At 73.4% G+C, this 10,145-nt stretch carries 12 protein-coding genes and 1 pseudogene; 3 read left to right on the top strand and 10 right to left on the bottom strand.

Annotated features, from left to right (window positions below; genetic code table 11):
- The 9 genes and pseudogenes from AB0M52_RS24060 to AB0M52_RS24020 form a co-directional block, all read right to left on the bottom strand.
- Window positions 1-279: pseudogene (locus tag AB0M52_RS24060) on the bottom strand (hypothetical protein); the annotation flags it as partial.
- A gap of 84 nt (window positions 280-363) precedes the next feature.
- Window positions 364-1,368: an ADP-ribosylglycohydrolase family protein gene (locus tag AB0M52_RS24055; RefSeq protein ID WP_363957696.1), complete on the bottom strand. Its 1,005-nt coding sequence runs from the start codon at window positions 1,366-1,368 to the stop codon at window positions 364-366.
- Window positions 1,369-1,411: 43 nt separating this feature from the next.
- On the bottom strand, window positions 1,412-2,413 hold the full coding sequence (locus AB0M52_RS24050) for a methionine synthase (RefSeq protein WP_363957693.1): 1,002 nt from the start codon (window positions 2,411-2,413) through the stop codon (window positions 1,412-1,414).
- 88 nt (window positions 2,414-2,501) lie between these two features.
- A complete protein-coding gene (mnmA, locus tag AB0M52_RS24045) occupies window positions 2,502-3,572 on the bottom strand; it encodes a tRNA 2-thiouridine(34) synthase MnmA (protein ID WP_363957690.1) in 1,071 nt (356 codons plus the stop codon).
- A 90-nt stretch (window positions 3,573-3,662) separates the two neighbouring features.
- Window positions 3,663-4,838, bottom strand: coding sequence for a cysteine desulfurase family protein (locus AB0M52_RS24040; RefSeq protein WP_363957687.1), 1,176 nt, complete (start codon window positions 4,836-4,838; stop codon window positions 3,663-3,665).
- 241 nt (window positions 4,839-5,079) lie between these two features.
- Entirely contained in the window at window positions 5,080-6,039 is a 960-nt protein-coding gene (locus AB0M52_RS24035; RefSeq protein ID WP_363957684.1) for an electron transfer flavoprotein subunit alpha/FixB family protein, read from the bottom strand.
- Window positions 6,040-6,051: 12 nt separating this feature from the next.
- Window positions 6,052-6,831, bottom strand: a complete 780-nt coding sequence (locus tag AB0M52_RS24030; protein WP_363957681.1) for an electron transfer flavoprotein subunit beta/FixA family protein — start codon at window positions 6,829-6,831, stop codon at window positions 6,052-6,054.
- Between the two features lie 204 nt (window positions 6,832-7,035).
- On the bottom strand, window positions 7,036-7,449 hold the full coding sequence (locus AB0M52_RS24025) for a hypothetical protein (protein ID WP_363957678.1): 414 nt from the start codon (window positions 7,447-7,449) through the stop codon (window positions 7,036-7,038).
- Complete coding sequence (locus AB0M52_RS24020) at window positions 7,446-8,243, bottom strand: GNAT family N-acetyltransferase (RefSeq protein ID WP_363957675.1); 798 nt, start codon at window positions 8,241-8,243, stop codon at window positions 7,446-7,448. The genes AB0M52_RS24025 and AB0M52_RS24020 overlap by 4 nt, the downstream gene beginning before the upstream one ends.
- 41 nt (window positions 8,244-8,284) lie before the next feature.
- Between AB0M52_RS24020 and AB0M52_RS24015 the strand changes: the two genes are divergently transcribed.
- The 3 genes from AB0M52_RS24015 to AB0M52_RS24005 are packed head-to-tail and all read left to right on the top strand — an operon-like array spanning window position 8,285 to window position 9,426.
- The gene (locus AB0M52_RS24015) at window positions 8,285-8,674 is read left to right on the top strand and encodes a DUF202 domain-containing protein (RefSeq protein WP_363957672.1); all 390 of its coding nucleotides are present in this window, start codon (window positions 8,285-8,287) and stop codon (window positions 8,672-8,674) included.
- Window positions 8,671-8,985, top strand: coding sequence for a DUF202 domain-containing protein (locus AB0M52_RS24010; RefSeq protein WP_363957669.1), 315 nt, complete (start codon window positions 8,671-8,673; stop codon window positions 8,983-8,985). Before AB0M52_RS24015 ends, AB0M52_RS24010 begins: the two co-directional genes overlap by 4 nt.
- Before the next feature lie 30 nt (window positions 8,986-9,015).
- Entirely contained in the window at window positions 9,016-9,426 is a 411-nt protein-coding gene (locus AB0M52_RS24005) for a PLD nuclease N-terminal domain-containing protein (protein WP_363957667.1), read from the top strand.
- A gap of 23 nt (window positions 9,427-9,449) precedes the next feature.
- Here AB0M52_RS24005 and AB0M52_RS24000 read toward each other — a convergent pair.
- A partial coding sequence (locus tag AB0M52_RS24000; protein WP_363957662.1) for a thiamine pyrophosphate-dependent enzyme occupies window positions 9,450-10,145 on the bottom strand: 696 nt, incomplete at its 5' end.

Genomic DNA, 10,145 nt, shown 5'->3' with positions numbered 1-10,145 from the left:
GACGGCGGTACTGCCGAGTTGTTCGGACATGGCGTCTGCGAGGTAGGTGAAGTCGGTGAGCGAGGCGGTGGCCCCGCCGGGCAGCACCGGGTAGAACAGATGCCGGTCGAACTCGGCGTCGGAGATGGTCGGTGCGTCGAGCACGTAGTAGCGATACTGGTGCTCGGTCAGCTCCTGGCTCAGCGTGGCGTGCCGCTCCCGCGCCTGCGGCGTGGGCTCGGCGCCGGCCGCCGCCTCCTGCGCCGCACTGACCTGCTGGCCGATGGCTTCCTCAGACACCCCGCGACCTCCTGTGACTGCGTACCCGGGCACGGTATCCGGCGGGTGGGACACTTCGCCGCCTCCCCCACCGGTTCGGGCCCGTTACCGCTCCCAGGCGGCGGCGAGGGCGGCGAGCTGATCGGCGTACTCGATTCGGCCGACCCACTCCGCGGGCCAGGCGGCCATCCCCTGGCCCGCGCCGACGAACGCGCCGGCGAGCGCGGCGATCGAGTCGGAGTCGCCGGCGGTGGCGGCGCCCCGGGCCAGCGCGCCGACCGGGTCGTCGGCGTGCCGGACAGCGCAGTAGAGGGCGGTGGCCAGGGCTTCCTCGGCGATCCAGCCCTCACCGGTGAGCCGGCACGGGTCACCCCCGTCGTCGGGGCCGGCCAGGGCCGCGTCCAGCCGGCGCAGCGCCCGCAGGCACTCGTCCCAGCCCCGGGCGATGAACTCCTCCGGCGTCCGCTCGCCGGGGCGCTGCCACAGGTCGCCCAGCCAGTCGGCCCGGTAGACGGTGCGCTGCTCGTGGGCCCGCCCGGTGAGCAGTCCGGGCAGCTCGGCCAGGGCGGCGCCGTCGCATAGCAGCCGGACGGCGTACGCGGTCAGCTCGCTGGCCGCCAGGCCGGTCGGGTGGCCGTGGGTCAGGCCGGCCTGGAGCTGGGCCAGCCCGGCGAGGGTGTCCAGGTCGATGTCGAGCAGCCCGACCGGGGTGACCCGCATGTTCGCCCCGCAGCCCTTCGAGCCGGCCTGGGTGGCCTGTTGCCAGGGCAGCCCACGGGACAGCTCGGCGCAGGCGCGCAGGCAGGTCATTCCCGGTGCGCGGTTGTTGTCCGGGCTGGCCGCCCAGTCGAGGAAGCGCTGCCGCAGCAGCGGCTCGACCGCCTCCGCCGTGTATTCGGGCGCGTCGTGCAGCGCCCAGCCCACCGCGAGGGCCATCTGGGTGTCGTCGGTGACCAGTGTCGGGTCGCCGACCAGCTGCCGAGGACCGCCGGGCCCGTAGCGCCGCTCGATCTCGGCGACGCTGAGGAACTCGGTGGGCTTGCCCAGGGCGTCGCCGTAGGCGAGACCGAAGAGCGAGCCGGCGACTCGCTGGAGCGAGGAGCTGATCATGAAGGCGATGATGCCCGCCACCGGCAAGACCCGCCCCTCGCCGTCATTCTTCGGACAACCGGCGGCCGGCGTCCCGGCAGGCGGAGAGGACCGCCCGGGCGTACGCCGGAGTGGCCCCGGCCAGGCCGCAGGCGGGGGTGACCACCACCTGCTCGGCGAGCTGGCGGCGCGGGAAGCCGAGGCGGTCCCAGAGTCCGCGTACCCGGTCGGCGACCTGGGCGGAGGTCGGCGCGCGACCGGCCGGCGGGGTGGTCGGCGCGGCGCCGGCCAGCAGCCCGAGCCCGGCGTCGATCGCCTCGCCCAGCGGGTCGAGGTCGGTGACCAGGCTCAGGTCGAGCGCAACGCCGACCGCGCCGGTGGACCGGATCAGCTCCAGCGGTACGTCGGCGGCGCAGCAGTGCACGACGGTCGGCACCCCGGCCGCCTCGACCACCGTGTGCAGCAGCGAGCGTGCGTCGCCCGACTCCATGGCCCGGTAGGTGCCAAAGCCGCTCTCGGTGGGCACCCGACCGGCGAGCACCGCGGGCAGGGACGGCTCGTCGAGCTGGAGCAGCACCGACGCGCGGGGCAGCCGGCGGGTCACCGCCGCGACGTGGCCGCGCAGCCCTTCGGCGAGCGAGCCGGCCAGGTCCCGTACCGCGCCGGGGTCGCGCAGCATCCGGCCGCCGATCGGCAGTTCCACCGAGGCGGCCAGGGTGAGCGGGCCGGCTGCCTGGATCTTGAGCGGGCCGGCGTACTCCTCGGCCTGCTCGGCCAGCTGGTCGAGGTCCCGCTCCATCAGGTCACGCGCCCGGCGCAGGTCCTTGCCCGGACGCGGCGCGACCCGCCACCGGGCGGCGTACAGCTCGATCGGCAGCTCGACCAGCAGGCCGCCGGTGCGACCGATCAGGTCGGCACCCGGCCCACGGCCCGGCAATTCCGGCAGGTGCGGCAGCGCAGGAAGCTCCCCGAGCACCACCCGTTGCGCCTCGGCGATGTCAGTGCCGGGCAGCGACCCGATCCCGGTAGCCGCCCCAGCCGCCCACGGCCACGCTTGATCACTCACCGCCGAAGGGTACCCGCCACCCGGCCCGCAATTCGTTGATCAAGGAGTTTGCGTCGCCGGCGGGCCGGAACGAGACGCAGATGGTGGGTCAGTCGGTGATGGTGGCGGAGCCCAGGACGATGTCACCGGCGGGGTCGGGGCGGTAGGTGACGATCGCCTGGCCGGCGGCGACGCCGCGAACCGGGCGGCGCAGGTCGGCGTGGAGGGTGTCGCCGACGACCGTGACGGTGGCGGGGACGACCACGCCGTGGGCGCGGAGTTGGACCTCGCACTCGATCGGGGCGTCGGGGCGCGGGCCGCCGGTCCAGACGGGGCGGGTGGCGCGGACCTCGGAGACCTCCAGCGCCTCGGCCGGGCCGACGGTCACGGTGTTGGTCTTGGGCGTGATGGAGAGCACGTAGCGGGGGCGGCCGTCCGGGGCGGGACGGTCCAGGTGCAGGCCGCGCCGCTGGCCGACGGTGTACGCGTACGCACCGGCGTGGCGGCCCACCACCGCGCCGGTGGCGTCGACCACGTCGCCGGGCGTCTCGCCGAGCCGCTGGGCCAGGAAGCCACGGGTGTCGCCGTCGGCGATGAAGCAGATGTCGTGCGAGTCCGGCTTGTCGGCGACCGCCAGGCCCCGGCCGGCCGCCTCCTGCCGGACCTGCGCCTTGGTCGAGTCGCCGAGCGGGAAGATCGAGCGGTCCAGCTGCTCCCGGGTGAGCACGGCCAGCACGTACGACTGGTCCTTGGCCTCGTCGACGCTGCGGCGCAGCAGGCCGTCGGGGCCGAGTCGGGCGTGGTGGCCGGTGACCACGGCGTCGAAGCCCAGGGCCACCGCCCGGTCCAGCACCGCGGCAAACTTGATCTTCTCGTTGCAACGCAGGCACGGGTTCGGGGTGCGCCCGGCCGCGTACTCGGCGACGAAGTCGTCGACCACGTCGGCGTGGAAGCGGTCGGCCATGTCCCAGACGTAGAACGGGATGCCGAGCACGTCGGCCGCGCGCCGGGCGTCGCGGGAGTCCTCCAGGGTGCAGCAGCCCCGCGCCCCGGTACGGTAGGTCTGCGGGTTGCGAGCCAGGGCCAGGTGCACGCCGGTGACGTCGTGGCCGGCCTCCACCGCCCGCGCCGCCGCGACGGCGGAATCCACGCCGCCGGACATCGCCGCCAACACCCTCACCCGGACCACTCTCCCTTCGAAGTCGAGCCTATCTCCGCGCCGGTGACCGCTGGTCTCCCCCGCCCGCTCCGCCGGGCCGGCCCGGCCGGGTCAGCGAGGAGTACGCAGCGCAGCCGCGCGCCGGGCGCGGTCGACGGCCGCCGGCAGGGCGGCGATGAGCGCGTCGACGTCTTCGGCGGTGCTGGTGTGGCCCAGCGAGAAACGCAGCGAGGAGCGGGCCCGGTCGTCGTCCGCGCCCATCGCCAGCAGCACGTGTGAGGGCTGGGCCACCCCGGCCGAGCAGGCCGAACCGGTGGAGCAGGCGATGCCCTGGGCGTCCAGCAGGAGCAGCAGGGCGTCGCCCTCGCAGCCGGGGAAGGAGAAGTGCGCGTTGCCGGGCAGCCGGTCGGTCGGATCGCCGTTGAAGACCACCTCGGGCACCGCCTGCCGGACCCGCTCGACCAGGTCGTCGCGGAGCGCGGCGACCCGGGCGGCGTACTCCTGCTGGCCCTTGACCGCCGCCTCGACGGAGACCGCGAAGGCGACGACGCCGGCGGCGTCCAGGGTGCCGGAGCGCACGTCGCGCTCCTGGCCGCCGCCGTGCAGCAGCGGCACGGCGGCCACGTCCCGGGCCAGCACCAGCGCGCCGACCCCGACCGGTCCGCCGAGCTTGTGCCCGGTCACGGTGAGTGCGGCGACGCCGCTGGCGGCGAAGTCGACCGGCACCTGGCCGACCGCCTGGATCGCGTCGGTGTGGAACGGTACGCCGTGCTCAGCGGCGACGGCGGCCAGCTCGCCGATCCGCTGGACCGTGCCGACCTCGTTGTTCGCCCACATGGCGGTGACCAGCGCGACCCGGTCGCCGTGCTCGGTCAGCTCGGCGCGCAGCGCGTCGGGGTGCAGCCGTCCGGTGCCGTCGACCGGCAACCAGCCCACCTCGGCCTGCTCGTGCTGGCCCAGCCAGTCCACCGCGTCGAGCACCGCGTGGTGCTCGACCGCGCTGGAGACCACCCGGGTGCGCCGGGCGTCGGTGCCCCGGCGGGCCCAGAAAATGCCCTTGACCGCGAGGTTGTCGCTTTCCGTACCGCCGCCGGTGAAAATCACCTCGGACGGCCGGGCACCCAGCGCGGCGGCCACCCGTTCCCGCGACTCCTCCACGCGTCGCCGGGCGCGCCGACCCGACGCGTGCAGGGAGGACGCGTTGCCGACCTCGCGGGCGGTCGCGACGTACGCTTCCAGTGCCTCGTCGAGCATTGGAGTGGTCGCGGCATGATCCAGGTAAGCCATCACGGTTCAGCCTAACGACCGGTCTGGCCTCGACCGCAGGCCGGAGTGCCAGGTGTGGGAGGGATGGGGGCGCACACTGAGCCCGGACTTGCCATACTCGTAGTTGACGTCCCCGGCCGAGCAGGACGACAGACGGCCCCTCCGGCGACAGTACGCCGCAGGGCCCCCTGAACGGGCTGATCGGCGGGCCGGATCAGCTCCCCGGCCCGCCGATCAGCTCCCTCACCTACGTACGCTGCCGCTACTTGCGCTTGCGGATCTCGTCGGCGGCCTGCGGGACGACCTTGAACAGGTCACCGACGACGCCGAAGTCGGCCAGTTCGAAGATGGGTGCCTCGCCGTCCTTGTTGACCGCGACGATGGTCTTCGAGGTCTGCATGCCGGCCCGGTGCTGGATCGCGCCGGAGATGCCCAGCGCGATGTAGAGCTGCGGGGAGACGGTCTTGCCGGTCTGACCGACTTGGAACTGGTGCGGGTAGAAACCGGAGTCGACCGCGGCACGGGACGCGCCGACGGCGCCGCCGAGCAGGTCGGCCAGCTCCTCGACCAGCTTGAAGTTGTCCGCGTTACCGACCCCACGGCCGCCGGAGACGACCACGCCGGCCTCGGTGAGCTCGGGGCGGGAGCCCTTCTGCTCGGCCACCCGGTCGACGACCCGGGCCAGCTTGTCGGTGTCGGTGACGGCGACGGTCAGCTGCTCGACCGTCGGGGTCGCCGCCGCCGCGGTCGGGGTGACCGAGTTCGGCCGGACGGTGACCAGCGGCAGGCCACGGGTGACCTTGGACTTGACGATCGTCGACCCGGCGAAGGCGACCTGGGTGGCGGTGCCGTCGGCGGCCAGGGCGACCACATCGGTCAGGATGCCGTTGTCCAGCTTCACCGCCAGCCGGGCCGCGATCTCCTTGCCCTCCTGCGAGGAGGCGAGCAGCACGGCGGCCGGCTGCACCCGCTTGACCAGGTCGGCGACCACGGTGGCTTTGGGGGCCACCAGGTAGCCGTCGATCTCCTCACCCTCGGCCGCGTAGATCTTCTCCGCGCCGTACTCACCCAGCTTCCCGGCCAGCGCCTCGGCGGCGCCGGCGCCGCCGAGCACCACCGCCGACGGGGTGCCCAGTTCGCGGGCGAGGGTGAGCATCTCCAGGGTGACCTTCTTGACGCCGAACTCCCGAGTGGCTTCGACGACGACGAGAACCTCAGACATGTCCCACACCCCTCACACGAACTTCTCGGTGGCGAGGAACTCGACCAGCTGCACGCCGCCGGAGCCCTCGTCGGTGACCTTCACGCCACCGGAGCGCGGCGGACGCTTGCTGTGCTCGACGACTGCGCTGGTCGCGCCGTCGAGGCCCACCTCAGCCGCGGCCACCCCCAGGTCGGCCAGCGACAGCGTCTGCACCGGCTTCTTCTTCGCCGCCATGATTCCCTTGAACGACGGGTAGCGCGGCTCGTTGATGGTGTCCCACACCGAGACGATGGCCGGGGTCGAGGCGGTGACCACCTCGTAGCCCTCCTCGGTCTGCCGCTCCACGGTCAACGTGGCCCCGTCGACGGTGAGCTTGCGGGCGCCGGTCAGCGCCGCCACGCCCAGCCGCTCGGCGAGCATGTGCGGCAGCACCTGCACCCGGCCGTCGGTCGACTCGGAGCCGCAGAGCACCAGGTCCGCGTTCAGCTGACCCAGCGCGGCGGCGAGCACCTTCGAGGTGGCCACCGCACACGAGCCGTGCAGGGCGTCGTCCACCACGTGCACCGCCTTGTCCGGCCCCATCGACAGCGCCTTACGGATCGACTCGGTGGCCCGATCCGGACCCATGGTCAGGATCGTCACCTCGCCGCCGTGCGCCTCCTTGATCTTCAACGCCTCCTCGATGGCGTACTCATCCATCTCGTTGATGACGTTGTTCGCCGAACCGCGGTCGACAGTGTTGTCGTCAGTACGCAGGTTGCGGTCCGCGCCCGAATCAGGCACCTGCTTGACGAGTACGACGATATTCATCGCGCTTCGACGACCCTCCTGCTGTGGTGGTGGTGTGATCAATCGCCCGGTCTGGGGCGCAGCCTCGCGCGTACGTTGCCGTCCGGTCAACCGTGGGCTGTTGTGCCGTTGCCCACGGCGCCAATGTTACCTGTCAGTAGCATCGGCTTTCGGAGCGGTCGGAGTGACACAGCTCACCGACCCCGTCCGCCGGCGCGAGCGCACTCAGCCCGCCTCGTCCAGTACACCCTTGATCCGCTCGATGACCTCGGCCTCGGCCGGGCTGACGCCGTCGTGGGCCCGCGCCGTCCGGTCGGCGGCGGCCAGCACCACCGCGCGGTAGACCGGCACGTCCTGCGGGGCCTTCTCGGTCAGGATCTCGATCGCCCGGCCCAGCGCCGGCAGCACCACCGACTCGACCTCCAGTGCCGAGTCCCGCGGCAGCTTCGGCAGCGGCCCGCTGGTCAGCGCCTCCTTGACCACGCCACTGGCGTCGGCCATCGCGCCGGAGGCCGCGAAGCTCTCCCGGAACACCGCGAGCACGCCCGGTTCGGCGTTGGAGACCATGAACACCGCGCCGAAGGCACCCGTCTTGAGGGTCAGCTTCTCCTCGTCCGTCAGCCGCTGCATCATGATCACGGAGTGTAGACGTACGGCGTGGTGGTGGTGACCGGGACGAGGCCGAGTCGTTCCAGCACCGGCCTGCTCTCGTCGGACGCGTCGACCTGCAACAGCGTCCGGCCGCGCTGCCCGGCGAGCCGGGCCCGGTGGGTGACCAGCGCCCGGTAGATCCCCTGACGCCGCCACTCGGGCCGGGTCGACCCGCCCCACAGGGTGGCGAAGGTGCTGCCCGACCGGTAGCGCACCCAGCCGGCGCTCACCACCGTCTCGCCCGCCTCCGCCACCACGACCGTGATCGCCTGCGGGTCGGCGGCGATCTCCCGGGCCAGCCCGTCGGCCAGGCCGGACAGGTCGCGACCCCACAACTGCGTCTCCATCGCCGCGATCCGGTCCAGGTCCGCGCGGCTGGTCACCTCCCGCAGGCGTACGCCGTCCGGCGGCACGGGCAGCGCGGAGGCCAGCGGCGCGACCGGGCCGACCACGACGGACTCCTCGTCCTCCGGCACGAAGCCGGCCGCGCGCAGCCGCCGCGGCAGGTCGGCGGGTTCGTCGTGGCCGTGCAGCTTCCACTCCACCGGCTCGCCCCGCTCGCGGAACACCGCCGCCTGCCGGGCGATCAGCGCGTCGAGGTCGGCGCCGCCCAGCCCGCCAAGGTCGCGGTAGGTCACCAGGCCCCCGTGATCGAGCCCGAGCACCCGGAACAACGGACCGTCGGACTCCACCGCGACGCCGTCGGGGACCGGGTCGGGCAGGCCCGGCCGCAGCTGGGCGTCGTACGCCGCGCGCAGGGCGGTCGCGTCAAGATCCGTCATGTGCCCAGAATGCCCCGCAGAGCAACCGGATAATCACCACTGTGTGGCAGAGGATCAGGAACTGGTTCGACCCGCGGGAGTTGCGGTCGGTGGGCAGCACCCCCGACTACCGCTTCTCGCTGGCCAACGAGCGTACGTTCCTGGCCTGGCTCCGCACCGGGCTGGCGCTGGTCGCCGGTGGGCTCGCCGCCGCGCAGTTCCTGCCCAACCTGTCGCTGGTCCACCTGCGGGAGGCGATCGCCGTGGCGTTGCTGCTGCTCGGCGGCGCGGTCGCCATCCGGGCGGTGGACCACTGGGCACGGATCGAACGGGCCATCCGGCTCGGTGAGGAGTTGCCCGCGTCCCGGTTCCCGGCCGTGCTCGCCCTCGTCGTCGGCCTCGGCGCGCTGCTGCTGGTGCTGGCGGTGCTGGCCGGCGCGATCAACGGATGAGCGGGGCCGGGGCACCGCCCCGCGACCCGGGGCTGCAACCCGAGCGGACCCGTCTCGCCTGGCGGCGCACCGCACTGACGGTGACCGTGGTGGCGATGCTCACCATCCGGCTCGCGCTGGCCGGCGGCCGGGCCGGGGCACCGCTGGCGGTGCTGGCCATCCTCGGCTGGGCCGCCACGGTCGCGCTCTGCTGGCGGCGGGCCACCGGCACCGGCGTACCCGGCACCGGCGGTCGCACCCTCGCCATGGTCAGCCTGTGCGCCACCGGATTCGCATTGATCGGCATCCTGCTGGTGTTGCGCGGGGTGTGACCGCTGTGCCGGGTAGGCCATGATGGGTACATGGCCCGGCTGTACATCCTTCTCTTCGTGGTGCAGGTCGTCCTCGCCGTCTGCGCCCTGATCAGCTGCCTCTCCGCCGAGGAAGACGACATCCGTCACCTGCCCCGGATCGCCTGGGTGCTGATCATCCTGTTCTTCCCGCTGGTCGGCTCGATCGCCTGGTTCCTCGCCGGGCGCGAGCGCAAGGCCGGCGGCAACTGGGCGACGGGCACCCGGCCCGCCGAGCGCCGGCCGGCCCGGCCGGTCGCCCCGGACGACGATCCCGAGTTCCTCCGCTCGATCGAGGAACGGTCCCGCAAGGAGGACCAGGAACTCTTCCGCCGCTGGGAGGAGGACCTGCGCAAGCGCGAGGACGACCTGCGCAAGCGCGAGGGCGACCCGCCGCGCGAGGAACCCCGCCCCGAGGTGTAGCGGTCGGGGCGGGGGGCTGCGGCTCAGGCCAGGTTCGAGGAACGGGGGTACGCGTCGGCCGGGTCGGTGATCACGTTGACCAGGTACGGCACCCCGGCGTCGAACGCCCGTTGCAGGGCCGGTCCCAGGTCGGCGGCCTTGGCGACCGTCTCGCCCGCCCCGCCGAGCGCGCTGACCACTCGGTCGTAGCGCAGCTCGGGCTGGAGGTCGGCGGCGACGTCGTAGCCGTACATGGCCTGCATCGGGTGCTTCTCCAGCCCCCAGATGCCGTTGTTGCCGACCACGATGACCACCGGCAACTTCTGCCGGACCAGGGACTCCACGTCCATCAGCGAGAACCCGGCCGCGCCGTCACCCATCAGCACACAGACCTGCCGGTCCGGGTGGGTGACCCGGGCCCCCATCGCGTAGCCCATGCCGGTGCCGAGGCAGCCGTACGGGCCGGGGTCGAGCCAGGTGCCGGGCTGGGCCGGCTCCAGGTAGCGCCCGGCGTACGAGACGAAGTCGCCGCCGTCACCGATGGTGACGGCGTCGCGGGCGAGGACCTTGCGCAGCTCGCCGTAGACGCGGGCGGGGCGGATCGGGTCCGTCTCGGCGGCCATCTCCTCGGCGTCGCGGGCCTTCGCGGCATCCTCGGCGGTACGCAGCTGCGCGATCCAGTCGCCGTGGTCGGCCCGGTCGCCGGAGTAACCGGCCAGGGTGGTGAGGATGCCGCGCAG

It is taken from the genome of Micromonospora sp. NPDC051296 (assembly GCF_040682255.1).
GTDB classification, from domain to species: domain Bacteria; phylum Actinomycetota; class Actinomycetes; order Mycobacteriales; family Micromonosporaceae; genus Micromonospora; species Micromonospora craterilacus.
This window is presented reverse-complemented; position numbering and strand designations above follow the sequence as displayed.

Bases quoted from the DNA above. Each gene is read 5' to 3' on its own strand.
- AB0M52_RS24055 (WP_363957696.1), bottom strand. From the start codon at position 1,368: ATGATCAGCTCCTCGCTCCAGCGAGTCGCCGGCTCGCTCTTCGGTCTC.
- AB0M52_RS24040 (WP_363957687.1), bottom strand. From the start codon at position 4,838: ATGGCTTACCTGGATCATGCCGCGACCACTCCAATGCTCGACGAGGCA.
- AB0M52_RS24035 (WP_363957684.1), bottom strand. From the start codon at position 6,039: ATGTCTGAGGTTCTCGTCGTCGTCGAAGCCACTCGGGAGTTCGGCGTC.
- AB0M52_RS24030 (WP_363957681.1), bottom strand. From the start codon at position 6,831: ATGAATATCGTCGTACTCGTCAAGCAGGTGCCTGATTCGGGCGCGGAC.
- AB0M52_RS24020 (WP_363957675.1), bottom strand. From the start codon at position 8,243: ATGACGGATCTTGACGCGACCGCCCTGCGCGCGGCGTACGACGCCCAG.
- AB0M52_RS24010 (WP_363957669.1), top strand. From the start codon at position 8,671: ATGAGCGGGGCCGGGGCACCGCCCCGCGACCCGGGGCTGCAACCCGAG.
- AB0M52_RS24005 (WP_363957667.1), top strand. From the start codon at position 9,016: ATGGCCCGGCTGTACATCCTTCTCTTCGTGGTGCAGGTCGTCCTCGCC.